Genomic DNA, 23,533 nt, shown 5'->3' on the forward strand with positions numbered 1-23,533 from the left:
GACGGCGGCGCCGGCGACGACGGCGACGAAGAAGCCGGCGCGCAAGGCGCCCGCCGCCGGAGGGGCCGGGCTGGACCGGTTTGTGGCTGCCGTGCAGCGGAAGCTTCCGGACGTTGCCCTCGACCGAAGGGACGAGGAGGTCGAGGATCTCGGCGAGCAGGCCTGCAGTGCGCTCAAAGGCGGCCGGAGCGCGACCGCCGCGGCTGGTGAGGTGGCTGAGCGGGGGGTGACGCCGGCGGATGCCCGCGCCCTGGTTGGGCTGGCCAAAGACGATCTCTGCCGGGCCTGACCAAGGGTCGGCCGAAAGTCGCAGAGCGGGGGCGGGAGTCGAGCCCTCGGTCGGATGCCGGACATTCTTGTCCGCCCGATGCTGGAGTGAGCCCGTCGCCAGCAGGAGGTCAAGATGTCCGCACGAGGAGTGCTCAGTATGGTCGGCACCGCCGTCGGCGGTTTGATCGGCTGGACCGGTGCGCCGCCGGCCGCCGACCCTTCGACGGTTCGTGGGCTGCTGGAAGACCTGGGGCTGCTGGCCGGCGCCGATCTCGGCGCGGGGGGGGGGGGGGCGGCCCCGTTGCGGGGGGGGGGGGTGGGGGGTTCCCCGCCCCCAACCGGCCTGAAAACCGACGGGGTGGCCGGGCCGAGGACGGTCCATCTGCTTGTCCGGTACGCGAAGGAAGCGCGCGAGCTGCACCGTCTCGACCTGGCGGCCTGACCGTTAAGGTTGGCCGCTATGACGGTTGCTCCGGTCGGCGTGGATGACCTGCTCACCTATTACGACGATGCCACGGGTGAACGGGTCGGGTTGTCGGCGCCCGAGGTGGGGCGCTGGTCGGCGGCCACGTCGGCGCTGCTGGTCACCCAGTGCGGTCAGCGTGCGGGCCGGCAGGCAGCAGTGTTGCTGCCGCCGCACTGGCAGACCGCGGTGATTCTGCTCGGGTGCTGGGCGACCGGGGTCGAGGTGTCGTTCCGGGGCTGGTCGACGGCCGGGCTCACGCCGGCGGGTGACATGCTCGACGTCAGTTTCGTGCTGCGGCACCGCATCGGGAACTGGCTCGACGACGTGCCCGCCGCCGCCCACCAGTTTTCCGTGCGCCTGGGTTCGACGGCGCCGACGCCGTCCGGCTATGACGATTTCGAGGATTCGGTGCGGCCGTGGCTCGGGGCCGCCGCGCCGCCGGCCCTGGTCGACCCGCTCGGCCGGGCGACGGTCGGCGGCGAGACGTACGGGGAGTACGGCGCGATCGCGGCCGACGTGGCTGCGACCCGGGGGATCCGGCGGGGCGACCGGGTGCTGGTCGACGCGGCCGCGTCCGAGCACCCGTTGATCTGGCTGCTGGCGCCGCTGTCGGTGGGCGCCTCGATCGTGCTGTGCGCCAACCTGGACCGGTCGCGGCTTGATTCGAGGATGGCCGCCGAACGCGTGACCCACGTGTTCGGCTAGGGCCTTACCACGTTGTTGGGTGTAGTAGTCCGGCGGTTTGCTTGGCCGCCGAAGTCAAGATCGACATTGGCTCAGGGATACCAAAGCCTCGGCGTATAGGTCGCTGCCGCGGGCTGCGGGAGTACACCGGCATTGAGTTCGACCTGCGACGGTCTTATCTCGGCCTGATCGACGTTACCAGCCTTGACTGGCTCAAGTGGGGTGCGGCTGTCACGGAACTCAGCTTGGTAGCCGACGAGGAGGTCGTCGTCGCGGCACAAGCAGTTGCAGACGCTCTCGTTCGGATGGACCGATATGTGCACGGTCGCGATAAGGATGAAGACCATTAGCGGTCGCTGGCAAACCGCCACGGCGATCGCTGCGTCGCGACGAGCAGATCCTGCGGGGATCTCCGGCCTGGTGGGTCTCGGGCGTCAGTCGGCATTTGGCGGGTGCGGGGCCGGAACCTTCCGCATCGTCGGGGCGTTCTGCATCATGAGGTCATGGACGTTGTCAGTACGGACGAGGTCCCAGCGGGAGAGCGATTCGCCTACTGGCGGGAGCTGAACAAGAAGCTGCTTGTGCCGTACGACCTGCGCTGTGATCCGCGGGTGGAGAGCAGGTTCCGGGTACGTGCGGGTTTCAGCGGGTTCGGTCACGTCCAGGTGACGCTCGCGACCATGACACCGCACTCGGTTCATCGCACCGCTCGGCTCATTCGCAAGGCCGACCCAGAGGTGTGGGAGGTGGGCTGCACAGTGCGCGGCAGCAGCATCATCACCCAGGACGGCCGTAGCTCGAAGCTCCTCGTCGGTGACCTGGTGCTGGTGGACACCTCACGCCCCTACCGGGTGGACCAAACCGACTGCCAGGTATTGCTCCTGCACTTCGACCGGTCGCGGATGCCGCTCGCGGCCAGGGACCTGCGGTGCCTCTCCGGTGTACGGATACCCGGCGACCGCAGCGTCGGAGCGTTGACCTCGCAGTTCATGCTGCACCTGGCCCGCAGCCTGCCGGGCCTCACCCCCGCGGAGACGGGCCGGCTCTCCGTCCTCACCCTGGAGGTGCTGACCACGGCGCTCGCCCACGCCCTCGAGAGGGAAGGGCTGCTGCCGGCGGACACCAGGCAGCGGGCGCTGCTCGCCCGAATCGACGCGTTCATCCGTGCCAACTTGGGCGAGCGGGAGCTGAACCCGGAGGCGATCGCAGCCGCCCACCACATCTCCCTCCGTTACCTTCACCGGCTTTTCCAGCAGGAAGCGCGCACCGTCGCCGGGTCCATCCGCGAACTGCGCCTGGAGCGTTGCCGCCGCGACCTGACCGACCCGCGGCTCGCGTCCCTGCCGGTTCACGCGATCGCGTCCCGGTGGGGCTTCGGCAGTGCCGCCTATTTCAGCGCGGCCTTCCGGGCGACGTACGGGGTCTCGCCGCGGCAGTACCGGGAATACGCGCAGATGTAAGAGGTGTGCACGCAGGCGTAAGGACAGCCGTGTGCTGCGGCACGCACCCTGGTTCTCTGGCCAAGAGGGATGGGCAACCAGAACCTTGCCGAAGCACGCGACTCAGGAGAATCCCCATGCGACGAATCATCAACTCCACCTACATGTCCATCGACGGCGTCGTTCAGAACCCGCAGAACTGGACCTTCGACTACCGCGACGAGGCGGCGACCGCTTTCGCACACGACCAGCTCTTCCATTGCGACGCCCTGATCATGGGCCGGCGCACATACGAGAGCTTCATCAGCTACTGGCCGACCGCGACTGACGCCGACGGCAGCGCGGAGCGGATGAACTCGATGCCGAAGTATGTCGTCTCCGACAGCCTCAGCGACCCGACCTGGAACAACACCACGGTCGTCGGCCGAGCCGAGTTCCCGGCTCTGGGGCGAGAGCTCAAGGACAAGCCCGGCCAGGACATCGTTCAGTACGGATACGGACCGGTCACCGCGGTGTTGCTGCGCGAGGGCCTGCTCGACGAGCTCCGGATCTGGCTGCACCCGATCACGGTCGGTGGACAGGCCCGCGACGCCCTCCTCGCTGAGGTCAGCAGCGACGCCCGGTTCCGTCTCGCTGACCACCGGGCATTCGACTCCGGCATGGTCATCCTCAGTTACCAGCCCCAGCCGACGGCATAGTAAGCGTGTACGTCGTGGACTACCGAGGTTTCATCAAGAGTCTCGTCATCCCGGACGGATGGGCGCCGCCCGCCGAACTGACCTTCCTGGACATCCGCGCCCGCGCGATCGGCCGCGACGACCTGCACAGCGATGTGCGGGGGATCAACGCGAGTATTGAGCTCATCCGGCGCACCAGGGGCGGTCCGTGGCCCACGGAGCCGGTCACCGAGGAGTTCAACTACGTCGACCTTGTCTGGCACGAGCTGGAGTTCCGCGACAGGTACTCGTTCACCTACGCGGTCTACGACTCCTCCGGTTCGTACCTCGGTTGCTGCTACCTGTACCCGATGGGACGCCGCACCCCGTTGACCGAGGAGCTACTCGCGTACGACGTCGACGCCAGCTGGTGGGTCACGCCGGATGCCTATGCCCGCGGCTACTACGAGAAGCTGTACGCCGCGTTGCGCACCTGGACCACGAAGGACTTCCCCTTCAAGCACCCGTACTTCTCGAACGCGGCGATCCCGGACGCCGGCCGTCCTATGCCGCGGTGACGTCGGGGATCGTAATCGCGCCATCGCCGTCGAGCGGGAAGCCGGGGTTGTAGGCGACCTCCCAGAGGTGGCCGTCCGGATCGGCGAACGTGCCCGCTCGACCGAAGGGCATCGCTCGCGCCGCGTGGGTGATCCGGGCTCCGGCCTTCTCCGCTGAGACGAGAAGCTCGTCGACTTCGTCTGCGGACCGCACATTGTGTGCCAAGGTGATGCCGCCGAAGCCGTCCACGTTGCTGTCCTGCACGCCGGCGTCGGCGGCGACCTTGTCCCGGCCCCACAGCACCAGTCCGATACCACCGGCCTGAAAGAAGACGGTCTCCTCGGCCTCCTGGCCGCGCCAGCCCAGCCGCTCGTAAAACGTCCGGGCCCGGGCCAGATCGGCGACGCCGAGCGTGACCAGACTGAGTCGTTGCTCCATTTCCTCAACCTTTCCGCCGGTATGCAACGGCTTTGCAGGCGCGGCGCACGGTGACAACCGAGGTGTCCTCGCCATCGGCGAAGTTCGGACAGAACGTGCCCGCCGTGCCGTATCTGGCAGCAGGTCGCGCTCCGCAGACCACGTCGGCCGCCTTCGCCTCGACGGTCACATCCCCTCAAATGCTCGACAGCCCGGCCGGTCGCCCCAGAGAGGCCACCCTGGCGGCGTCCCGGAGACCCATGAACCGCAGAACGCGAGTGATGGGTGGCAATAGGGTGATGGCCGCCGTGATGGACAGGCCGAGCCTCTTGATCATCGCACCTCCTGATCGGTCGCTCAACAGGATGCTTTGACGGCTCGAGGTTCGTCATTACATATCCGCGCACACGTCTGTCGACTACGCGCACGGCGCGCGCAACTCAAGTCCACCCGAACCCGACCCAGGGTGCCTCGCTCCGCCCACCGATTCTCGGAACCTGTGCCATCACCGCAGTACTCGACAGGCTGCTGTGCGCTCCGTGCGCCTGAACGTCGCCGGCTGGTCCGTCTTCGCGGTGTTGACCCTGGCCGGCGATTGGGGCATACGGCAGGTTGTCGGGCCGGAAGCTGACCCGTACGTTCATCGCTACCCACCTCGGCGACCACATCTCGCTGCGGTAGCTGCACAAGCTGTTCCAGCAGGACGGCGGGACGGTCGCCGGGTGGGTGCGGGCGCGTCGGCTGGAGCGCTGCCGGCGTGATCTCGCCGATCCGTTGCTGGCGGACCGGCCGATCCGCGCCGTCGCGGCCAGGTGGAGGTTTGGCAGTGCGGCGCACTTCAGCCAGGCCTTCAGGTATGCCTACGGGCTGTCGCCGCACAAGTTTCGTGATCAGTGCGCGGATCCGACACTGATGTGCGCGCAGACCGAACGACAACGTCGACCGACTGAGACATCCTCTGTGGACGACCGACCAGGAGGTGCCATGCTCAAGAGGCTCGGCCTGCTCATCACGGCGGCCATTGCCATGTTCCTGCCCATCTCGTCGGGTGCGGCGTACGCGGCCTACCCGACCGCCTACAACATCACCTACCAGACCCTGACGAACACACCGGCCAACGGGATGCCCTACGGGTACGTCCACCGAACTATCACGCTGATCGACGACTCATCCGGGTACGGGTGGTACACCTACGTCGACCCGGCCGCACACCCAGAGCCGGGCAAGTGCGAAACCCGCACCGGTCGCATCATCGCGGGGAACTACGACTGGACGGACTGGCTGATGCCGAAGGACGGCTTCTACATCCACCAGAGCATCCTGACCGAGCCGGCCAAGCAGGTGCAGTACGTGATCAACTGCGAACTGCGGCTGGACCACTACGGCAACTACTGGTGGGGGAGCGCGCTCGACCCGCACTAATAGTACGTACTCCAGCCGTAGATCGTGGGCCACGGCAAAGACCAGCAACAACCCCTGATGAGATGCGGCCTTAGCCGGTCGGGTCGTCCCGGTCAACTAGATGATCAGTCGTCTACTCAGGACGATCTCTCGGTGTGGATCGCCGGGCGTGGTCGGTAGCGTGCCGTTCATGGAGGTTTTCGACCAGCTCGCCGAGAAATACCAGGGCGAACACAGCAGCAACCCGTTCCAGACCGCCCTGATCGAGCGGATCGGTGCCCTGCTCCCGGCCGGCACGTCGGTGCTCGACCTGGGCTGCGGCACCGGTGTTCCCACCGCGAAGCTGTTGACCGGGTCGGATCACCGGGTGGTGGGCGTCGACATCTCCGAGGGCATGCTCAAGCTGGCCCGCGAGCAGGTTCCGGCGGCCGAGTTCGTGCACGCCGACTTCAAGGACCTGCCCGGCGACTTCGGCCGGTTCGAGGCGGTGACCGCGTTCTTCTCGTTGCTGATGCTCAGCAAGGCCGACATCGAGCGGGTGCTGGACAAGGCGGCCGGCTGGGTCGGGCCCGGCGGCTACCTGGGCATCGGCATGGTCAATTTCGACGGTGACAGCCTGCCGTTCGAGTTCCTGGGCGTACCGGTGACCGTGTCCGGCTATCTGGAGCCTGATCTGGCCGCCGTCGTCGAGGCCCGCGGTTTCCGGGTCGAGAGCGTCGAGACGGTCGACTTCACGCCGGCCGACGGTCCGCCCGAGAGTCAGATCTTCCTGCTGGCGCGCCGCGCCGCCTCCTGAGTGCGGCGTGTCCGGGGTACCCGCTCGGCATCGGTTGTGATCTCCGTTTAGGCTGCGTGCCGATGGCGGTGCAGAGTTGGGACGGAGTTATCCGGCGGGCGACGGTCCCCGGCTGGGCGACCGGTGCTCGCATCGACCTCGCGCTGGCCGCTCAGGCGTACGACTGGTGGGCCGTTTTCGATCTGATCCGTCAGCATCCGCACTTCGTCAACTCGTCCCGCCCGGACGAGCCGTCCTGGTTCGCGCCGCTGCACCGCGCGGCCGACAGCGGCGTCGTCCCGGAGATCGCCAACCGGCTGATCGCGGCCGGCGCGTGGCGGGCCCTGCGCACGTCGACCGGGGAACGCCCGATTGACGTGGCCCGGCGGCGCGGGCACGAGCATCTGCTGGCCGCGCTCGAGCCGCGCCGGCGCCTCGACATCCCGGCCGACGTGCTGGAGACGTTGGAGAAGCAGTTCCACGAGTTGGTCCGGCAGCGGATGCGGGAGTTCGAGATCACGCATGAGCTGCGGCTGCCCGACCTCGAGGTGATGCTGGAGCTGGAGCGGCCCGAGCTGTGGTTCCCGGTGCCGGGCATGTACGGCGGCTTCCACTTCCGGCTCGAGGCGGGTGGCCGGCTGCTGGCCTCCAGCTGGTCGCGCATCGTGAGCGGCTCCGAGGAGCATCACGAGATCACCGAGTCGGGCACCCGGACGGTCGCTCGACGGCCCTGACCCCGGCGCCGCGCTCAGGGGACTCACAGACGGCTCACTGCTTCGGGACAACGAGGCGCGCCAATGTTGGGTCACCAGCCACGAGAGCGAGGCGTCGTGATGACCGACCTGATGACCCGGCCCACCTATCCCGAATCCGGCGACGGCCACGACTTCGTTTCGCCGCCACCGCCGCCGGCACCCCCGTACGCCTCGCCGGCGCAACCGAACGACCGGCGCTGGCCGCGCCGCCTGGCCGGGAGCGCCGCGATCCTCGCGCTGGTCGCCGGGGGCGGCACCGCCGGCGGCGTGTTCGCCGACCACTTCCTGATCGACCACCCGGCCGCCGGGAGCACCTCGTCGGCCGTCGCGACGACGCCGGTCAGCACCTCGGCCGGCACCACCGACCTGGCCGCGATCGTCAAGAACGTGCAGCCGAGCATCGTGACCGTGACGGTCGACGGCGACAACGAGACGTCGCTCGGCTCGGGTGTGGTCGTCCGGTCGGACGGCCTCATCCTCACCAACAATCACGTCATCGACTCGCAGGGCACGGTGAGTGTGCGGCTGTCGAGCGGCAAGACCGTGCCGGCCAAGGTCGTCGCGACCGACACCACCCACGACCTGGCGCTGGTGCAGGCGACCGGGCTGTCCGGGCTGACGCCGGTCACGTTCGCGACCAACAGCAGCGTCGCCGTCGGCGACACCGTGCTGGCCTTCGGCGCGCCCCTCGGCCTGGAGAACACGGTCACGTCGGGCATCGTGTCGGCCCTCGACCGCAGCGTCGACACCGGCACCGAGAAGCTGACCGGGCTCTTCCAGACCGACGCCGCGATCAACGAGGGCAACTCGGGCGGTGCGCTCGTCGACGCCGATGGCCACGTGATCGGCATCAACGTGGCCATCGCCACCGCCAGTCAGGAGTCCAGCGGCAGCGTCGGCGTCGGCTTCGCGATCCCGGCCGACACGGTGACCAGCGTGCTGAAGACCCTGATCACCAGTTCTGCGGTGCCTGCGTCCTCGTAGCCGCGTTCAGGCGGTTGAAGAAGTTGGTCGTCGCGATCCACAGCACGATCGCGGACAGCTGCTTCTGGTCGTAGTGCTTGGCCGCCTCGTCCCAGATCTCGTCCGGCACCGGGTCGGGCTGGTCGGCGAGCCGGGTCGCGTACTCCGCCAGGGCGAGCGCGGCGCGCTCCGGCTCGGTGAAGTACGGCGTCTCCCGCCACACCGCGATCGTGAAGAGCCGTTCGTCGGTTTCGCCGTTCTTCCGCATCGCCTTGGCGCCCGAGTCGACGCACGGCGCGCAGCCGTTGATCTGGCTGGCCCGCATGTGGACGAGTTCCAGCGTGGCCGGCTCGACCCCGGCCGAGTGGGCCGCCTTGTAGATCAGGTTGACCGCCTGGCGCAGCTCCGGAGGGGTCGCGCCGGGGTCGGTGATCCGTGCCTGTCCCATGATTCCCTCTTCCTGATTGGCGGGAGCGGTCACATCGGATCGCTCCGTTCCGTCTGATCAGTGGACGGATGGCGTCGCCCGGATGTGACGGATGTGACGACGCTCACAAATGGGCTCAAATGGGGAGATCTGCGATGAGGGACGGGCTCGCTTCGGAGTTCGAGCTAAGCCGCCCGAGGCTGCGCGCGGTGGCCTACCGGATGCTCGGGTCGGCCGCCGAAGCCGAGGACGCCGTGCAGGAGGCCTGGCTGCGGCTCGACCGCGCCGGCCGCGCCGGCATCGGCAACCTCGAGGCGTGGCTGACCACGGTCGTCGGGCGGGTGTGCCTCGACATGCTGCGGTCACGGACGTCCCGGCGCGAGGCGTCCCTCGACGTCGTAGCTCCCGCGGCGTCCGAACCCGGACCCGAGCAGCAGGCCGAACTGGCCGATTCGGTGGGGCTCGCCCTGATCGTGGTGCTGGAGACGTTGAGCCCGACCGAGCGGCTGGCGTTCGTGCTGCACGACCTGTTCGGGGTGTCGTTCGACGAGATCGCGCCGATCGTCGGGCGCAGCCCGGATGCGGCCCGTCAGCTGGCGAGCCGGGCGCGGCGGCGGGTTCGCGGGTCTTCCCAGCCGAGCGTCGGCGCCTCGCGGGAGCTGGTCGACGCCTTCCTGCGGGCCGCGCGGGGCGGCGAGGTCGAAACGCTTCTGACGCTGCTCGATCCGGATGTGCGGCTCCGGTCGGAAACGCCGGGTGCGGCCGGAGTCGAGGGGGCGCCGGAGGTGGCCCGGTTCTTCGCGGGCCGGGCACAGGCGGCCCGGCCGGCGCTTATCGACGGGGCTCTGGGGGTCGCCGTTCTCGATGCCGAGGGTCAGCCGTGGATTCTGATGCTGATAACTCCGGGCGCCGACGGGAGGATCGCCGAAATGGAGGCGATTCTCGGGCCCGAGGTGGCGGACTTCGATGTCTCGGTGCTATCCGAACCAGCGCTTTAGGGCGTCCTTGAGGCCCTTTTCGCCCGCCCACGCCACATAGCCGTCGGGGCGGATGAGCATTGCCGATGACTTGTCCGTCCGGATGACATCGACCCGGTCGAGCCAGCGCGCCGCAATGGTGGCGAGCTTGCCGGCCGGGTCGATCAGCAGGGGCCGGCCGTTGTGCATCGGCACATCGCCGGGCGCGAAACGGCCCGACAACGGATGCCGGTCGCCCACGTCGTAGCGGACCTCGGCCCCGGAGATCAGCCGGGCGATCCGGCCGCGGACCTCCGGCTCCTCCAGCAACTCGCCGAACAACGTGCGCAGCGCCGTGACGTCGGGGCCCGGCCCGATCAGAACCGACTGGGCCTTCGTCTGCATGATCACCCGCTCGGCGACCGGGCGGCGCTCCGACTCGTAGGTGTCGAGCAGCCCGGCCGGCGCGGTCCCTTTCACGGTCGCCGCGAGCTTCCATCCGAGATTGACCGCGTCCTGCAGGCCGAGGTTGAGGCCGGGGCCGCCGATCGCGGAATGCACGTGGGCCGAATCGCCGACCAGCAGAATGCGGCCGGTCCGATAGGCCGACGCCAGGCGGGTGTTGCCGCCACTCAGGCGGCGCTTCATTTTCGGGGCGTCCGGCTCGGTCACCGGCACCTCCGTGCCGAGCACGTAGTCGAGTGCCTGCCGGAACTCCTCGAACGTGTAGGGCGCGTCCGGTTCCGGAATGTCGCGCGTGCTCACCGCGATCATCCGCCGGCCGTCCGGGAACGGTGCGAAGGAGACCAGCCCACGCTCGGTGCGATGGTGCAGGAAGGCCGGGACATGACCGTATCCGGGAACGTTCAGGCCGTGCCGGTCGACCATTTTCCGCGGAATGTCCACGTCGAACACCCGGGACACGGTCGCGTCGTTGGTCAGGCCCGGAAAATCGATGCCGGCGAGCTTGCGGGTGATGCTCTTTCCGCCGTCCGCCCCGACCAGGAACTGTGTCTCGAGGATCTCGCCGCCGTTGATTTCGACCAGCACCCGGTCGTCTTTCCGCGTTACCCCGGTGACCTCGCGCCCGCGCCGGATCTCGACGCCCAGTTCGGCGGCCCGCCCGCCCAGCATCTCCTCGATGCGGCGCTGCGGGGCCAGGATGGTGTAAACCGGATTGTCGGGCAGGTCGCGCAGTGTCAGAGGGAACGCGGCGAACATGAACTCGGCCGCCGGATCGGGTGGCCTGGCGTCGCCGGTCAGGCGTTCGAGCAGGCCACGGCGGTGCAGCATTCTGATCACCTGACCGACCATGCCGTTGGCCCGCGGCTCGTCCGAGGGCGCGGTGAGCTTTTCGACGACGAGCGGCCGGACACCGCCGAGCGCCAATTCGCAGGCGAGCATGAGTCCATTCGGTCCCGCCCCGGAAATAACAACGTCAAACATTTCAAGACCCTTTCTTTTGTACGCGCGGTGGCCGCGCCCCAATAGCAATCGGGGTCGTCGAACGGCTTTGGAGGGTGTGGTGGATCGTCGCCCATTCCGAAGAATGCGCGGTGGTCCGGTCAGTTATGGCTTCGGAACCGGGAGTCCCGCGGCCACCTGAGTCAGGGCGTCGACCAGCACGTCACGCATCGACGTCTCGAGGTCGCCCGGGCCGGTGTGGCGCGCCGCGGCGTACCGCTGGCCGGCCACGTTGAAGGCCGCGGTCACCGTCGCCGCGACCAGGCCCGGATAGATGTTGTCGGCCGGGTCGATGCCGACCCGCTCGCCGACCGCCTTCGCGAGTTCCTGTTCCGCGATCGCCGCCGCCCGCAGGGTCTCGGCCTGGAGGGCCGGGGTGGCCATCATCCGTTGCAGGCCGGCGCCCCACGTCTCCCGGTCGGGCCGCGGCTGCGACGTCACCTCGGGCCCGGGGACCGTTTCGGCCACCACGGCCTCGGTGATCGCCGTCCAGAGGTCTTCGTCGGCCGGCCGGGCCCGCAGTCCGTCGGCCATCCGCAGGCTGCGGTCGAGGTGCCGGGACGCGACGGCGGCCGCCTTGCTGGAGAAGTAGTTGTTGAACGTGCGCGGCGAGACACCGGCCTCGTTGGCGATGTCTTCGACGAGCACCTTGTCGTAGCCGCGCTCCACGATCAGCCGGACCGCGGCCCACGCCAGCGCGGCGCGGGTCTCCGCTTTCTTGCGTTCCCGGAGTCCCATGCCGGAAGCCTAGCAAAACCTGCGTGCCCCGCAAAGATGCGTGCCCCGCACTTTTCTCAGCCGCACCTCAGCAAACCCGGCCTCAGGCCGGAGGTCCCGGTGGGACCAGGCGATTCTGGTACGCGAGGACGACGGCCTGGGTGCGGCCGTGCACCCCGAGCTTCATGATGATCCGGCTCACGTGGGTCCGGACCGTGGCCTGCGACAGGTACAGCCGGGCGGCGATCTCCCCGTTGTCGTAGCCGAGCGCCATGTTCCGCAGAACCTCCCGCTCGCGCGCCGTGAGCAGGTCGAGAGGGCCGGGTCGCGGCTCGCCGGCGCAGGGTGGCGTGGCGGCCACCGCGGCGATGACCCCGCCGGTGACCGCGGGATGCAGGTAGTGGCCGCCACCGGCGATCTCGCGGATCCCGGCGGCCAGGTCCCGGGCCGAGCCCTGGCTGATGACATGCTTGACGAGATATCCGGACGCGCCGGCCCGCAGCGCCTCGGCCACCGTCTCGTCCTGATGGAACGTGCTCAGCACCAGAACGCGCGGCCGGTAGGGATCGCCCGGGAACAGCTCGGCCCCGGTCAGCGTCCGGGTCGCGGCGACGCCGTCCATGACCGCCATGCGCAGGTCCATCAGCACGACGGCGGGCCGGTGCCGGCAGGTCAGGTCGATGGCCTCGCGGCCGTCGACCGCCTCGGCCACGATCTCGATGTCGGCCTCCCGGCTGAGCAGCATGGCGACGCCGGCCCGGACCAGGGCGTCGTCGTCGGCGAGCAGGACGGTGATCACCGCACCGCCGCTGCGGCCGCTTGTTTGTCGTGGCGGGCGAGCGGCAGCCGTGCCGACACCACGAACCCGTGGTCCAGCGCGGTGGACCGGAACGTACCGCCGACCGTGCTGACCCGCTCGCGGAGCCCGGTCAGGCCGTAGCCACCGCGCGGCGAGCGGCCGGCCGCCCAGGGCGAGCGGCCGGCGTGGTCCTCGACGCTGATGGTCAGGTCGGCGTCGCTCCAGGCCAGCCGGAGCGTCACCGCCGTGCCCGGCCCCGCGTGCTTGAGGGTGTTGGTCAGCGCCTCCTGCACGATCCGGTAGGCGGCCAGGCTGGTGCTGTCGTCGAGCCGGCCGGGCTCGCCGACCACCACAGTGGTCGGTGTCAGCCCGTTGTCGCGGGCCCAGTCCAGCAGCGTGCCGATGTCCGGCAGGCCGGGCTGCCGGTCGAGCCGGGGCGCGTCGTCGTCGCCGGCCGAGCGCAGCAGGCCGAGCAGGCGGTGCATCTCGTCCATCGCCTGCGCGCCGGTGCCCTCGATCGCGGTCAGGGCCCGGGCGGCGCGGCCGGGATCGGTGGGCAGCACGGCCTGGGCACCGGCCGCCTGCACGACGATGCCGCTGAGCGCGTGCGAGACGATGTCGTGCAGTTCCCGGGCGATGCGCAGCCGCTCGACGCGCAGCGCGGCCGCCGCCGCCTCGGCCCGCAGGGTGATGTTGCGGCGGCCGAGGCCCCAGGTCCCGCCCGCGAGCAGGGCGGCGACCGAGACGTAGAACAGCGCGCCGCGCCACGACTCGGCCGACAGGTCCAGCTGGCCGCACAGCACCAGCGTGGTCAGCAGCGCCCCGGGCACCGACAGCCGGGCCGGCCGGCCCGCGGCGACCGCGTAGAGCGCCACCAGCAGGCCGGCCACCGGTCTCGACTCCCACACCACGGTGACGGAGGCCGACCATCCAAGGTGGACGGCGAGGACCGCGAGCGGCCAGCGGGCCCGGGCGAAGAGGGTCGCGCAGACCGCGACCGTGATCAGCGGGACGGCGACCTCGGACCTGTTCCCCTCCTGGGTCAGGCACAGCATCAGATCGACGAGGCAGGCGATGGCCGGCACCAGCGGGCGGACCCGGTGCCGCAACGCCGATGTCATTTCAGCCGCGCCGGGCGAAGTGGCCCGCGATTACCGCCCATATCGGCTTCCCCCGCTTGTGTGACCGGCCGAACGTCATCTCAGGGTCCTCGGAGGGGTCGAGCACCGGCCATTCCTCGAACGGATATTTGTGCGGCGGCCGTCCCCGCCCGGCGCGGGCCTTGCCCGCCAGGTCGAACCAGGACACGTTCGGGGCGGTGCACCGGCTCAGGATCACGTCGCAGGACGCGGCCGCGTCGTCGTCGAAGAGGTCGCCGGGGCCGGTTGACCACGGGGCCCGGCCGGCGAGGGTCCAGTCGGCCAGATCCGCCTGCATCGCCAGATAGGCGCGGCCGTCCGGGCTCCGCGGGTGGAGCGTACGGGCGACCGGCGCGTCGAGCAGGGTGTCGACGGCCGGTTCGCGCGGTCCGGCCAGCATTCGCAGCGGCCCGGACAGGCCGGCGGCGCGCTCGGGCGGCGGCGGGACGAGGAGCGCCAGGCCCGGGTCCAGCAGGACGCCCCAGGTGATGCCGCTGTTCGGAAGGTCGTCCAGCCCGGACTCAGGATGGACCGACACGATGACCGGAAAGTCGCTCTTGTGATCATTCACGTCGACATTCTGTACCGGCCGGAACGCGGCCGCGTCGTTCCGCCGCCTTATCGGCCGTTCGGACGAGTACAGCAGCTGACGTAGCCCGGCGGCCCCGCGTTTGCGCAGGCAGGCCGATGTCCGGCCGAGTCGCCGGCCCGACGCTTGAGGAGTCCGGACAAGCGGACATTTCACGAATGGGAGAACGGCCATGCCAGTCAACGTCGGCGTCCACGAGGACGCGGCCCCGGAGGACACCCGCAAACGGTTCCCGGCCGCCCGGATCGGCCGCGAGTTCATCAAACCGCTGGACCCGGGGGAGCGGCCGGCCCGGGTGTTCGACCGCATCGTCAAGCTCGCCGAGCCGTGGCGCGACGGTGGCGTCTACGTCTCGTACAAGCCGCCGCCGCGGGAGGTCGCCGCCGGCGAGTGGAAAGGCGTCCACCGCGAGATCGGTGCCTGGCTGGCCGACAATCCGTGGGCCGGCATCATCGTGCACCACGAGCCGGAGGGCGGTAAGGACGGCCTCGACGGCGCGACCTTCGAGACCATGTTCGCCACCGCCCGCAACGAGATCAAAAAGGGTTGGGGCGGCGCGCGGGTGGCCTACTGCGCGATGGCCTACCAGTGGCGACCGGGCGGCCGGGCGGCGGTCCGCCCCGACCACTGGCGGCGGGTCGTCGCCGACGAATACCTGTGCGACGTTTACTCCGGAAAGAACGAGCACCACGGTGCCTTCCCGACCGGCCTGATCCTGCCCGAGCACCCCGGGTACACCGGCTGGTTCAACGGGATCGTCCGCCCGCGGCTGGCCGCCGGCACCCCGGTGACCTACGGCCTCGGCGAGCGCGGCCTGATGGGCGGCGACGAGCTGCGCGCGGCCACGATCCGCCGCGAGTCCGAGTGGCTGGACAAGGTTTTCGCCCGCTACGCGGCCGACCCCCGGCCGGCCAACCTCCCGCCGAGCGTCTACCTCGCCTGGTCGAGCCCGGGCACGGAGCACGAGCCCGCATGGGTCCTCACCCGCGACTCCGCCGTCGCGATGCGGGAACTGACGACCGACTTCGCCCGGCACATCCGATAACCCGGCACCTTGGAGGAGATTCAGTCATGTCACGCAGTCAGAACGGTTGGAGCGCCGGGCCGGACCACGAGATCGGCGGCCTCGACACCTCACCGGTGCCGGGCACCACCGTCACGCTTCCGCAGGGCGTCCGCCGGGGCGACGTCGCCACGGTCCTGCTCTTCGTCGCCGAACGGTTCCACCACACGGTCGAGCCGCTGCACGCACATCAATGCTGGGGGTACGCCTACCGCAAGATCCGAGGGTCGTCGAGCGTGCTCTCGAACCACGCCTCGGGCACCGCGATCGACCTGAACGCGCCCGCGCATCCGCTGGGCGCCCGGGGCACCTTCACCCGCGAGAAGATCGCCGCGATCCGCCGGATCCTGGCCTTCTGCGACGGCACCGTGCGGTGGGGTGGTGACTACCGGCATCGCAAAGACGAGATGCACTTCGAGATCGTCCGGCCGGCCGGACAGGTCGCCCTGATCGCCAGGAAGATCGAGCTCGCCCGCCACCACGCCGGCTGACGGGAGGTCCGCAGCGGCCCGGCGGGGGCAATGCGTGAGGCATCGCCCCCGTTCGGGTCATCCGGCCAGGTGTCCCCAGCGGTCCTCCAGGTCGCGCCAGGTGCCCTGGTCCTCGACCCGGCCGGCGATCAGCACGACCACCCGGTCGGCCTGGGCGAGCGCCGCCCGCTTCGACGTCGAGCCGACCACCGTGACCCCGTGCCCGCGCAGCGCCCGCCACAGGTCGAGCTCGGTGGTCACGTCGAGCGCCGAGGAGACGTCGTCGGCGATCAGCAGCTCGGTGCGCGGGGCCAGCGCCCGGGCCAGGGCCAGCCGCTGCAACTGGCCGCCGGACAACCGGGTGCCCTTGTGGCCGATCAGCAGCTGCAGGCCCCCGCCCGCCGCGGCCAGGTCGTGCTCCAGCTGGGCGGTGGAGACCGCGTCGGCCGCGTCGATCTCGTGGCCGAGCTGGATGTTGTCGGCGACCGTGCCCGACAGCACCCGGGGGAGCTGGGCCACGTAGCCGACCTGGTTGGGCCGCAGGAACACCTCCGGCTCGTCGACCGGCTCGCCGTTCCACCGCAGCTCGCCGGTGTGGTGCACGATGCCGGCCAGCGCCCGCAGCAGCGACGACTTGCCGCTGCCGACCGGGCCGACGACGAGCACCAGCTCGCCGCGCGAGACGGTCAGGTCGACGTCCTGCACGCCGACCGTGCCGTTCTCGTGCACCGCGCTGAACGAGTGCAGCTCCAGCTCGTCGAGCGGCTTGCGGGCCGCGGTCGGCGGCGCCGGGGCGGTGCCCCGCGACAGGTCGACGCCCGCGATCGACGACGAGTATTCCGAGACGCCGGACATCGCGACCGTCCGCCGGGTCCACACCCGGGCCGACGGCAGCTGGGAGACCAGCGACGCCGTCGTCCACGCGAACCACCGGGCCGACCCGAGCGTGGCCACCGCGATCAGCGTCGCCGCCGACGAGAGGTGACCGCCCAGGTAGAGCGCCCAGGCCAGGATCGGCAGCAGGCCGCTGGCGATCGACGGCGTGGAACGGGCCCACACCTGGATCGAGATCTCGTGGCGCTGGCGGTCGCTGCGCACCGCGTCGAGCCGGGCCAGGTGGTCGAGCACCGGCCCGGTCGCGCCGGCCAGCTTCACCGTGCGCGCCGCCGACAGCGACGAGACCAGCGCGGTCGCGAACGCCGCGCGGGCCAGGACCGTACGCCGGGCCGCCTTCTCCAGGCGCGGCCCGAACAGCGTCGCCGCCAGCCCGGACAGCACCATCGTGGCGACGAAGAGCAGCGCCGGCACCGGCGAGCTCGACGCCAGCGTCATCGCCAGGATCATCACCAGGCTGGTGGCGTTGTCGATCACGTTGTCGGCCAGCATGACCACCCGCTCGGTGTCGCCGCCCTGGGCGACGACCTCGGCCGGGGTGTATTTGCTGATGCGCCGCGGCCCGATCTGCCCCTGCACCAGGCGCAGGCTGATCCGCAGCATCTGCCGCACCCACCACTCCGGGAACCAGGCCCCGGTGTAGTAGAGCGTCGGGATCATCACCAGCAGCGAGCCGCCGATCAGGGCCGCCGGGACGATCGGGCTGCCGTGGCCGTCGACCACGTCGGCCCAGAACAGCGGCAGGATCGCGCCGTCGAGCCCGAACAGGACCAGCAGGATGAACAGGCCGACCGCGCCGAGGCCGTACCGCGGGTCGTTGGTCGCCAGCCGGATGATCTCGCGCATCGTGCGGGTGCGCGGTTCGGCCGGCAGCGGCGGCGGTTCGACCGGGGGCAGCGTGTTGGCCAGCGACTCGGCACCCAGCTCGATCTCGGCGGCCGTGTCCCAGTCGGCCTCCTCGACCAGCACCGCGCTGCCCCCGCCGGTCGCCGGGGCCGGCACCGGCAGGTTGCTGCTGGCCAGCAGCTCGGCGAACCGCCGCGACTCGCGCAGCGGGCCCGCCTCGAGCACCTGGCCGTCGGCGAGCACGACCACCTCGTCGCAGCGCTGCACCGAGGAGAGCCGGTGGGCCACGATCACGCCGATGCGGCCGATCAGCAGGCGGTCGGTGGCGCGCTGCACCCACGACTCGGTCATCGGGTCCATCCGGGCGGTGGCCTCGTCGAGGATCACCACCTGCGGGCGGCGGACCAGGATGCGGGCGAACGCGACCAGCTGCTCCTGCCCGGCCGAGAGCTTGTAGCCACCCTCGCCGAGCTTGGTGTCGATGCCCTCGGGCAGGCTCGCCACCCACGGCGTCAGCCCGAGCTCCTCGACCGCGGCGGCCGCCCGGGGCAGCAGCCCGGTGTCGAACAGCGCGATGTTCTCGGCCAGGGTGCCGGCCAGGATCTCGGTGCGCTGGGGCACGATCGCCGTCCACCGGCGCAGGCCCTCGACCGCGATGTCGTTGATGTCGGTGCCGCCCAGGAACACCGTGCCCCGCGGCACGTCGACCGAGCGGGTGAGCACCTTGGCCAGCGTGGACTTGCCGGAGCCGGTGCGGCCGATCAACGCGTAGGACCGGCCGCGGGCGAAGGTCAGGCTGACGTCGCGCAGGGCCGGTGGCCGGGTGCTGTCGGACTCGCCGTAGCGGAATGTCAGGTCGCGCAGCACCAGGTCGCCCTCGACCGGGTCGACGCCCTCGGTCGGCTCCTGAGGAACGTCCTGCAGGAGCTGCACCCGGCTCCAGGCGCCGAGCGCGTTCTGCAGCTCGGGGACCATGCGGGTGACGTGCTCGAGGGTGCCGCCGAAACCCAGCGCGAGCAGCCAGATCGCGGTCAGCCGGGCGCCGTCGATGTGGCCGGTGACCAGGGCCCACGCCCCGCCGACGACCAGCACGGCGATGAGCGCGCGGGTGATCGACCCGGCGCCCATGGTGACCCGCGACGAGATGCGCCAGACCCGCCGCCCGCGGCGGAGAACCTCTTGCGCCCGCTGGGCGAAGACCCGCAGGACGTATGGCCCGGCCAGGCTCGTGCGCACGTCGTCCTGACCGTGGATCGACTCCTCCATCACGGCCGCGAGGTCGGACCAGGACTCCTCCTCGGCGATCCGCAGCGGGGAGATCCGCTGGATCGGTTTGTTCAACGTCAGGTAAAGCAGGTAGCAGACGACCAGCATCGCGACGCCGGCCGGCCACCAGACCACGAACGCGGTGAGGATCGAGAACAGCGCGACCGCGATCGACTGGGCGATGCGCACGCCGCTGCCGCGCAGCTCGGAACCGACCTGGTAGACGTCGCTGTCGATGCGGTCGAGCAGCTCGCCGACCGGCGTGTTCTCCAGGGTCGGCAGGTCCTGCCCGAAGGCGACCCGGTTGAGGCCGCGGCGCACCCGGGCGGCCCAGTCGGCGGTCAGCCCGGCCGCGACCAGGCCGACGAAGACGTCGCTGAGCACCGAGGCGACCAGTGCGGCGGCCAGCACGACGAACAGCGTCACCGAACGGTCGACGAGCACCGCCCCGGCCAGCGCGAGAGCGCCCGCCGACCCGGCCGCGCCGAGAATGATCAGGACCGCCGCGAGGAGGGCTCGACGCCTCGACGTGGCCCAGAGGTCGCGAAGCAGGCGCATCAGCGGAGTCCTTTGATCGTTTCGGTGGCGGTCTTCCCATCCTGCGTGGCCGGGGGAGGACCTTCAACGGAATTACGTGGCCGCGAAATATCACGTGTGTCACCATCGCGCGGATGGAAGATCTTCCGGCCGCGGTCCGGGCCAAGGCACACGACGCCGGGCGGGCCGGCTGGCTGACCGGACTGCCCGCTCTGCTCGGCCGGTTGAGCAGGGCGTGGGGACTCACGCTGGGCGCCGCCTTCGGGGACGCGACCGAGGCGTACGTCGTGGAGGCCACCCGGCGCGACGGCACGCCGGCGGTCCTCAAGGTGCATGTGCCGGGCCGGGGCGGCGCCGCGGCGTACGAGATCCTGGCCCTGCGGGCCGCCCGGGGTGAGGGATGCGCCCGGCTGCTGGAAGCCGATGTTGATCTTGGTGCGCTGCTGCTGGAGCGGCTCGGCCCGGCGATGTCCACGCTCGGCCTGCCGCCGTCCCGCCGCCTGGAGATCCTCTGCGACCTGGCCGCCGCGGTCTGGCGACCGTCCGATTTGGATCTTCCGACCGGCCGCGACCGGGCGGCCCGGACGGCCGAGTCGATCGAGCGGCGCTGGGAGCGGCTGGGCCGTCCGTGCCGGGCCGCGACCGTGCGGCAGGCGGTGGCCGCGGCCCGCTCCCGGCAGGCCGCCCACGACCCGCGCCGGGCGGTGCTCGTGCACGGCGACGTGCACCAGTGGAACGCGCTGCGCTCGGAAAACGGCTTCAAGCTGGTCGATCCCGACGGGGCGGTCGCCGAGCCGGAGCTCGACCTCGGCGTGCTGATGCGCGAGGACCCGGTCGAGCTGCTCGCGGGCGACCCGTGGGACCGGGCCCGTTTTCTCGCCGCCCGCACCGGCACCGACCCGCGCGCGATCTGGGAATGGGGCCTGGCCGACCGGGTCGCCACCGGCCTGACCCTGACCGCGATCGGTCTGCAGCCGGTGGCCCGCGAGATGCTCGACGCCGCCGACCGGATTGCGGCCGACGGCTAACGTCGCCTGATGCGGGTCGCGGTAGCGGGTGCCGGGGTGGGCGGCCTCGGCCTGGCTCAGGGGCTGCGGCGGGCCGGGATCAAGGTGCGGGTCTTCGAGCGGTCGGCCGGCCGCCCCCAGGGCTACCGGCTGCATTTCGACGCCCGGGCCGGGCAGGCGCTCGAGAAGTGCCTGCCGCCGGCGTTGTTCGAGCTCGTTCTGGCCACGGCCGGGCAGCCCGGCCGCGCGTTCTCGGTGCTCTCCAGGCGGCTCAGGCCGCGGCACCGGGTCGAGAGCGACCCGGCCGCGTTCAGCACCTCGGTCGATCGCGGGATCCTGCGCGAGATCCTGAGCCGTGGCCTCGACGGCGCGATCAGCTACGACAGCGAGGTCACGGGCTTCGACGCCGACGCCGACGGGGTGACCGTGCGGCTGGCCGGCGGCGGCCGCTTCCGCGCCGACGTGCTGGTCGGCGCCGACGGCGTGCACTCGGCGGTCCGCCGGTCGCTGCTGCCGTCGGCGCCGGTCGAGGACACCGGATCCCGCGTCATCTATGGAAAGACCCTTCTCGACGACCCGGTCCGGGCGCACCTGCCGCCCGCGCTGAGGGACGGCTTCGTCGCGATCGTCGGCGGCCACGTCGGGCTCGCCACCGGGCTGGTCGAATTCCGGCACCCGCCGGCCGAATTCGGGCTGCGCCCGGCCGCCGACTACCTGATGTGGGGCCTGTCCGCCCGGCGCGACCGGTTCCCGCCGCTCGACGACCTCACCCCGGCCGGGCTGCACGCGGTGGCGTTGCGGACGATCCGGTTCTGGCACCGCGACGTGCGGGCACTGCTCGCCGCGGCCGCGGCCGACGAGACGTTCCTGGTGCGGGTGCGCAGCTCGGTGCGGGTTCCGGCCTGGCCGCCGAGCCGGGTCACCCTGCTCGGCGACGCGATCCACGCGATGAGCCCGGCCGGCGGCTCGGGCGCCAACATCGCCCTGATGGACGCCGCGAACCTCACCGCGGCGCTCGCCGGCGCCGGCTCCGAGGTGGTCACGGCCATCGAGGCGTACGAGCGGAGCATGCGTGACTACGGCTTCGCCGCGGTCGAGGCGTCCCGCCGGCCGTAGGGTCTGACCGGCCTGGCCCCCGCGTGACCGGCCCGCTCTACGACACCTCGATCTCGAACATCGACGTGCGGCCGTCCTCCGTGACGATGGTGACCGGGCCGAAGGTGAAGACCGGCACCGGGTCGGCGTCCGACTCGCCGCTGCCGCGATAGAAGCCGGTCGCGCCCGTGATGCGTACGGCCAGAGCGGCCATCGTGGCCGCCTTCTCGTTGTCCGCCTCGACCTTGGGCATCGTCAGCGACGGGTGGCCGTGTTCCTCGGCCCAGTCGCGCACCGTCCGCGAGTCGCGGGCCAGCTCGGGCGGCACCGAATTGTTGGCCCACGCCCACAGCCACGACTTCGAAACCGGCAGCCAGGTGCCGATGACCTGGGCCGCGGCGGTCGCCGTCCGGTCGGCGAAATACCAGACGAGCAGGCCGTTGGTCTGGTCGAGCTCCCACCGCCGGGCCGAGCCGAGACCCCAGGCCAGGTGCGCCTCGGCAAGCTGTCCGATCATGTCTTCGCCCTGAAGCAGCAGCGTGCTCAGGTCCGTGGACGCCTGTTCAGGGCGTCCCGTCCGACGAAGAAAGCGCATCTGGGGATCCTAGGGGGATGTGGGCACGTTCGAGCAGGCCGAGACGCACCAGGTCGTAATCGGGGTCGCGTTCCCAGTCGGTCCGGGGAGTGACCAGACAGGACGCACTCTGATCGAAGGACAGATAGGGGCTGCCCTTTCGATGGAGCAGGAAGAGCCCGGGACGGCGGCTCGTGTTGTAACCGCCGAGCGACTCCAGCCGGCGCGGACGCCGCCCGGGAGCGACGGCGTCGTGCCAGCGCCAGGGCGCCGACCGGCTCAGCAGGTCGACCGCGTTGGTCACCCAGCGGTCGGTCCACTCGCGGAGCTGGAAATTGTCGGGCCGGCCGGCCAGCAGCCGCCCGGCGCGCGGGTCGACGCCGATCCCGCACATCGTGAGCGCTTCCAGCGGGCGGCCGGCGAGCAGGGCATCGGTCGCGCCGGCGATCAGCGCCCGGCCGGTACCCGGGCGTACGCCCCAGAGCGCGTCCAGGTCACGGTCGCCGGCGTGCCAGTATTCGGGCATCGAGTCCCAGCGGTGCTGGGCGCGGAGGCTGGACGCCTGCACGAGGCGTACGGTCAGGCCTGCCGCGGCCCGCGGCGCCGGACCCTCCACCGCGAGCCAGATCCCTTTGCGCAGCGGGTGGGTGGGCGGCGAACATTCGTGCAGCAGGACCGTCGCGCGGCTGGCCAGGCGGCCGGTCAGGTCGCGGGGGAAACGCCAGCGGATGCCGGGCAGGAACAACTCGTCGATCAGCTTGCGGGCGGTGTTGCCCTGGTCGCGCTCCAGCCACGCCAGCAGGAGCGGGTCGAGGTCGACGTCGACCCGCAGATCCTGGGCTTCCCGGCGCGCTTTCGCGAGGCGGGCCAGCCGCCTCACCCGGGTGGCCTCGTCGGGCGGCACGACCGGGATCGACCAGTTGTCCTGCCAGCTCAGCCACTCGCGGACGATGGCGACGACGTCCTCGGGCTGCACGCCGAGGCGGCGCTCGGCGGCGGCGGCGAACGGGTGGCCGCGGGTGCGGAACGGGCGCTCGTGGAACGCGACCTCGAAACCCGCGGTCGGGTCGCTGTCGTGCGGGAACCGGGCTCGGCGCCAACCCGTTTCCTCGTCCGGCACGATGCCGGTCACGGTCACGATCGCGTACGCCCCCTCGCCCGGCAGCGTGACCCAGAGTCCCAGCTTGGGCCGCTCCCGGCGGCGGACCGGCGCACCGCGCTGCTCGTAGCGCACGCCCGCGGCGTCGAGCAGTTCGGCCACGGCGCCGAGGAACACGACGTCGATCTCGCCCGACACCCCAGACAT

The 23,533-nt window shown here is 71.0% G+C and carries 26 protein-coding genes and 1 pseudogene; 16 read left to right on the top strand and 11 right to left on the bottom strand.

Going from position 1 to position 23,533, the window contains the following annotated elements; genetic code table 11:
* From AB0M88_RS06210 to AB0M88_RS06220, 3 genes are all read left to right on the top strand, one after another.
* Nucleotides 1-289: DUF732 domain-containing protein (locus tag AB0M88_RS06210; protein WP_364096173.1), on the top strand; the 289-nt coding region annotated here is incomplete at its 5' end.
* Nucleotides 290-427: 138 nt separating this feature from the next.
* Nucleotides 428-712: a peptidoglycan-binding protein gene (locus AB0M88_RS06215; protein ID WP_364096176.1), complete on the top strand. Its 285-nt coding sequence runs from the start codon at nucleotides 428-430 to the stop codon at nucleotides 710-712.
* 18 nt (nucleotides 713-730) lie between these two features.
* Nucleotides 731-1,441 (top strand): TIGR03089 family protein, encoded by a 711-nt coding sequence (locus AB0M88_RS06220; protein ID WP_364096179.1) that lies wholly within the window; start codon nucleotides 731-733, stop codon nucleotides 1,439-1,441.
* A 71-nt stretch (nucleotides 1,442-1,512) separates the two neighbouring features.
* On the opposite strand, the gene AB0M88_RS06225 is transcribed toward AB0M88_RS06220, so the two are convergent.
* Nucleotides 1,513-1,767 carry a hypothetical protein gene (locus tag AB0M88_RS06225; RefSeq protein WP_364096182.1) on the bottom strand — a complete coding sequence of 85 codons (255 nt, stop codon included), beginning with the start codon at nucleotides 1,765-1,767 and terminating at the stop codon, nucleotides 1,513-1,515.
* A 156-nt stretch (nucleotides 1,768-1,923) separates the two neighbouring features.
* Between AB0M88_RS06225 and AB0M88_RS06230 the strand changes: the two genes are divergently transcribed.
* From AB0M88_RS06230 to AB0M88_RS06240, 3 genes are all read left to right on the top strand, one after another.
* Nucleotides 1,924-2,880, top strand: a complete 957-nt coding sequence (locus tag AB0M88_RS06230) for a helix-turn-helix domain-containing protein (RefSeq protein WP_364096185.1) — start codon at nucleotides 1,924-1,926, stop codon at nucleotides 2,878-2,880.
* A gap of 116 nt (nucleotides 2,881-2,996) precedes the next feature.
* The gene (locus AB0M88_RS06235; RefSeq protein ID WP_364096188.1) at nucleotides 2,997-3,557 is read left to right on the top strand and encodes a dihydrofolate reductase family protein; all 561 of its coding nucleotides are present in this window, start codon (nucleotides 2,997-2,999) and stop codon (nucleotides 3,555-3,557) included.
* Between the two features lie 14 nt (nucleotides 3,558-3,571).
* The gene (locus AB0M88_RS06240; RefSeq protein ID WP_364096190.1) at nucleotides 3,572-4,093 is read left to right on the top strand and encodes a GNAT family N-acetyltransferase; all 522 of its coding nucleotides are present in this window, start codon (nucleotides 3,572-3,574) and stop codon (nucleotides 4,091-4,093) included.
* On the opposite strand, the gene AB0M88_RS06245 is transcribed toward AB0M88_RS06240, so the two are convergent.
* Nucleotides 4,080-4,511 (bottom strand): VOC family protein, encoded by a 432-nt coding sequence (locus AB0M88_RS06245; protein ID WP_364096193.1) that lies wholly within the window; start codon nucleotides 4,509-4,511, stop codon nucleotides 4,080-4,082. The two genes, AB0M88_RS06240 and AB0M88_RS06245, sit on opposite strands and share 14 nt — an antisense overlap.
* Before the next feature lie 669 nt (nucleotides 4,512-5,180).
* On the opposite strand from AB0M88_RS06245, the pseudogene AB0M88_RS06250 reads away from it, so the two are divergent.
* The 5 genes and pseudogenes from AB0M88_RS06250 to AB0M88_RS06270 all read left to right on the top strand — a co-directional run.
* Nucleotides 5,181-5,369, top strand: a pseudogene (locus AB0M88_RS06250) (helix-turn-helix domain-containing protein); the annotation flags it as partial.
* A gap of 105 nt (nucleotides 5,370-5,474) precedes the next feature.
* Complete coding sequence (locus tag AB0M88_RS06255) at nucleotides 5,475-5,912, top strand: hypothetical protein (protein WP_364096196.1); 438 nt, start codon at nucleotides 5,475-5,477, stop codon at nucleotides 5,910-5,912.
* Nucleotides 5,913-6,081: 169 nt separating this feature from the next.
* Nucleotides 6,082-6,687, top strand: a complete 606-nt coding sequence (locus tag AB0M88_RS06260; protein WP_364096199.1) for a methyltransferase domain-containing protein — start codon at nucleotides 6,082-6,084, stop codon at nucleotides 6,685-6,687.
* A 62-nt stretch (nucleotides 6,688-6,749) separates the two neighbouring features.
* The gene (locus AB0M88_RS06265) at nucleotides 6,750-7,400 is read left to right on the top strand and encodes a hypothetical protein (RefSeq protein WP_364096202.1); all 651 of its coding nucleotides are present in this window, start codon (nucleotides 6,750-6,752) and stop codon (nucleotides 7,398-7,400) included.
* Between the two features lie 99 nt (nucleotides 7,401-7,499).
* The gene (locus tag AB0M88_RS06270; protein WP_364096205.1) at nucleotides 7,500-8,405 is read left to right on the top strand and encodes a trypsin-like peptidase domain-containing protein; all 906 of its coding nucleotides are present in this window, start codon (nucleotides 7,500-7,502) and stop codon (nucleotides 8,403-8,405) included.
* On the opposite strand, the gene AB0M88_RS06275 is transcribed toward AB0M88_RS06270, so the two are convergent.
* On the bottom strand, nucleotides 8,374-8,832 hold the full coding sequence (locus AB0M88_RS06275; protein ID WP_364096208.1) for a carboxymuconolactone decarboxylase family protein: 459 nt from the start codon (nucleotides 8,830-8,832) through the stop codon (nucleotides 8,374-8,376). The genes AB0M88_RS06270 and AB0M88_RS06275 overlap by 32 nt on opposite strands.
* Before the next feature lie 134 nt (nucleotides 8,833-8,966).
* Here AB0M88_RS06275 and AB0M88_RS06280 point away from each other — a divergent pair, with 134 nt between their 5' ends.
* Nucleotides 8,967-9,809 (top strand): sigma-70 family RNA polymerase sigma factor, encoded by an 843-nt coding sequence (locus tag AB0M88_RS06280; RefSeq protein WP_364096211.1) that lies wholly within the window; start codon nucleotides 8,967-8,969, stop codon nucleotides 9,807-9,809.
* Here AB0M88_RS06280 and AB0M88_RS06285 read toward each other — a convergent pair.
* The 5 genes from AB0M88_RS06285 to AB0M88_RS06305 all read right to left on the bottom strand — a co-directional run bounded on the left by AB0M88_RS06285 (nucleotide 9,789) and on the right by AB0M88_RS06305 (nucleotide 14,457).
* On the bottom strand, nucleotides 9,789-11,213 hold the full coding sequence (locus AB0M88_RS06285) for an FAD-dependent monooxygenase (RefSeq protein WP_364096213.1): 1,425 nt from the start codon (nucleotides 11,211-11,213) through the stop codon (nucleotides 9,789-9,791). The two genes, AB0M88_RS06280 and AB0M88_RS06285, sit on opposite strands and share 21 nt — an antisense overlap.
* A gap of 123 nt (nucleotides 11,214-11,336) precedes the next feature.
* Nucleotides 11,337-11,969, bottom strand: a complete 633-nt coding sequence (locus AB0M88_RS06290) for a TetR family transcriptional regulator (RefSeq protein WP_364096216.1) — start codon at nucleotides 11,967-11,969, stop codon at nucleotides 11,337-11,339.
* An 82-nt stretch (nucleotides 11,970-12,051) separates the two neighbouring features.
* On the bottom strand, nucleotides 12,052-12,747 hold the full coding sequence (locus AB0M88_RS06295) for a response regulator transcription factor (RefSeq protein WP_364096219.1): 696 nt from the start codon (nucleotides 12,745-12,747) through the stop codon (nucleotides 12,052-12,054).
* Nucleotides 12,744-13,868: a histidine kinase gene (locus AB0M88_RS06300; RefSeq protein WP_364096222.1), complete on the bottom strand. Its 1,125-nt coding sequence runs from the start codon at nucleotides 13,866-13,868 to the stop codon at nucleotides 12,744-12,746. Before AB0M88_RS06300 ends, AB0M88_RS06295 begins: the two co-directional genes overlap by 4 nt.
* A 1-nt stretch (nucleotide 13,869) precedes the next feature.
* Entirely contained in the window at nucleotides 13,870-14,457 is a 588-nt protein-coding gene (locus AB0M88_RS06305) for a hypothetical protein (RefSeq protein ID WP_364096225.1), read from the bottom strand.
* A 190-nt stretch (nucleotides 14,458-14,647) separates the two neighbouring features.
* Here AB0M88_RS06305 and AB0M88_RS06310 point away from each other — a divergent pair, with 190 nt between their 5' ends.
* Nucleotides 14,648-15,520: a hypothetical protein gene (locus tag AB0M88_RS06310; RefSeq protein WP_364096228.1), complete on the top strand. Its 873-nt coding sequence runs from the start codon at nucleotides 14,648-14,650 to the stop codon at nucleotides 15,518-15,520.
* Nucleotides 15,521-15,546: 26 nt separating this feature from the next.
* On the top strand, nucleotides 15,547-16,029 hold the full coding sequence (locus AB0M88_RS06315; protein ID WP_364096231.1) for a M15 family metallopeptidase: 483 nt from the start codon (nucleotides 15,547-15,549) through the stop codon (nucleotides 16,027-16,029).
* A gap of 57 nt (nucleotides 16,030-16,086) precedes the next feature.
* Here the strand turns inward: AB0M88_RS06315 and AB0M88_RS06320 are convergent, their stop codons facing one another.
* Entirely contained in the window at nucleotides 16,087-19,572 is a 3,486-nt protein-coding gene (locus tag AB0M88_RS06320; RefSeq protein WP_364096234.1) for an ABC transporter ATP-binding protein, read from the bottom strand.
* Between the two features lie 113 nt (nucleotides 19,573-19,685).
* Between AB0M88_RS06320 and AB0M88_RS06325 the strand changes: the two genes are divergently transcribed.
* Together AB0M88_RS06325 and AB0M88_RS06330 are read left to right on the top strand one after the other, a co-directional pair.
* Nucleotides 19,686-20,579 (top strand): aminoglycoside phosphotransferase family protein, encoded by an 894-nt coding sequence (locus tag AB0M88_RS06325; RefSeq protein WP_364096236.1) that lies wholly within the window; start codon nucleotides 19,686-19,688, stop codon nucleotides 20,577-20,579.
* A 9-nt stretch (nucleotides 20,580-20,588) separates the two neighbouring features.
* Entirely contained in the window at nucleotides 20,589-21,674 is a 1,086-nt protein-coding gene (locus tag AB0M88_RS06330; RefSeq protein ID WP_364096239.1) for an NAD(P)/FAD-dependent oxidoreductase, read from the top strand.
* A 37-nt stretch (nucleotides 21,675-21,711) separates the two neighbouring features.
* On the opposite strand, the gene AB0M88_RS06335 is transcribed toward AB0M88_RS06330, so the two are convergent.
* Together AB0M88_RS06335 and AB0M88_RS06340 are read right to left on the bottom strand one after the other, a co-directional pair.
* Entirely contained in the window at nucleotides 21,712-22,248 is a 537-nt protein-coding gene (locus tag AB0M88_RS06335; RefSeq protein ID WP_364096242.1) for a DUF6882 domain-containing protein, read from the bottom strand.
* Complete coding sequence (locus AB0M88_RS06340; protein WP_364096245.1) at nucleotides 22,217-23,533, bottom strand: hypothetical protein; 1,317 nt, start codon at nucleotides 23,531-23,533, stop codon at nucleotides 22,217-22,219. The genes AB0M88_RS06335 and AB0M88_RS06340 overlap by 32 nt, the downstream gene beginning before the upstream one ends.

The sequence above is a fragment of the Actinoplanes sp. NPDC051411 genome (assembly GCF_040682075.1).
Classification (GTDB): domain Bacteria; phylum Actinomycetota; class Actinomycetes; order Mycobacteriales; family Micromonosporaceae; genus Actinoplanes.

Coding starts and splice junctions, on each gene's coding strand:
- AB0M88_RS06215 (WP_364096176.1), top strand. CDS start 428: ATGGTCGGCACCGCCGTCGGCGGTTTGATCGGCTGGACCGGTGCGCCG.
- AB0M88_RS06220 (WP_364096179.1), top strand. CDS start 731: ATGACGGTTGCTCCGGTCGGCGTGGATGACCTGCTCACCTATTACGAC.
- AB0M88_RS06225 (WP_364096182.1), bottom strand. CDS start 1,767: ATGGTCTTCATCCTTATCGCGACCGTGCACATATCGGTCCATCCGAAC.
- AB0M88_RS06230 (WP_364096185.1), top strand. CDS start 1,924: ATGGACGTTGTCAGTACGGACGAGGTCCCAGCGGGAGAGCGATTCGCC.
- AB0M88_RS06235 (WP_364096188.1), top strand. CDS start 2,997: ATGCGACGAATCATCAACTCCACCTACATGTCCATCGACGGCGTCGTT.
- AB0M88_RS06245 (WP_364096193.1), bottom strand. CDS start 4,511: ATGGAGCAACGACTCAGTCTGGTCACGCTCGGCGTCGCCGATCTGGCC.
- AB0M88_RS06255 (WP_364096196.1), top strand. CDS start 5,475: ATGCTCAAGAGGCTCGGCCTGCTCATCACGGCGGCCATTGCCATGTTC.
- AB0M88_RS06260 (WP_364096199.1), top strand. CDS start 6,082: ATGGAGGTTTTCGACCAGCTCGCCGAGAAATACCAGGGCGAACACAGC.
- AB0M88_RS06265 (WP_364096202.1), top strand. CDS start 6,750: ATGGCGGTGCAGAGTTGGGACGGAGTTATCCGGCGGGCGACGGTCCCC.
- AB0M88_RS06270 (WP_364096205.1), top strand. CDS start 7,500: ATGACCGACCTGATGACCCGGCCCACCTATCCCGAATCCGGCGACGGC.
- AB0M88_RS06275 (WP_364096208.1), bottom strand. CDS start 8,832: ATGGGACAGGCACGGATCACCGACCCCGGCGCGACCCCTCCGGAGCTG.
- AB0M88_RS06280 (WP_364096211.1), top strand. CDS start 8,967: ATGAGGGACGGGCTCGCTTCGGAGTTCGAGCTAAGCCGCCCGAGGCTG.
- AB0M88_RS06285 (WP_364096213.1), bottom strand. CDS start 11,213: ATGTTTGACGTTGTTATTTCCGGGGCGGGACCGAATGGACTCATGCTC.
- AB0M88_RS06290 (WP_364096216.1), bottom strand. CDS start 11,969: ATGGGACTCCGGGAACGCAAGAAAGCGGAGACCCGCGCCGCGCTGGCG.
- AB0M88_RS06300 (WP_364096222.1), bottom strand. CDS start 13,868: ATGACATCGGCGTTGCGGCACCGGGTCCGCCCGCTGGTGCCGGCCATC.
- AB0M88_RS06310 (WP_364096228.1), top strand. CDS start 14,648: ATGCCAGTCAACGTCGGCGTCCACGAGGACGCGGCCCCGGAGGACACC.
- AB0M88_RS06315 (WP_364096231.1), top strand. CDS start 15,547: ATGTCACGCAGTCAGAACGGTTGGAGCGCCGGGCCGGACCACGAGATC.
- AB0M88_RS06320 (WP_364096234.1), bottom strand. CDS start 19,572: ATGCGCCTGCTTCGCGACCTCTGGGCCACGTCGAGGCGTCGAGCCCTC.
- AB0M88_RS06325 (WP_364096236.1), top strand. CDS start 19,686: ATGGAAGATCTTCCGGCCGCGGTCCGGGCCAAGGCACACGACGCCGGG.
- AB0M88_RS06330 (WP_364096239.1), top strand. CDS start 20,589: ATGCGGGTCGCGGTAGCGGGTGCCGGGGTGGGCGGCCTCGGCCTGGCT.
- AB0M88_RS06335 (WP_364096242.1), bottom strand. CDS start 22,248: ATGCGCTTTCTTCGTCGGACGGGACGCCCTGAACAGGCGTCCACGGAC.
- AB0M88_RS06340 (WP_364096245.1), bottom strand. CDS start 23,533: ATGTCTGGGGTGTCGGGCGAGATCGACGTCGTGTTCCTCGGCGCCGTG.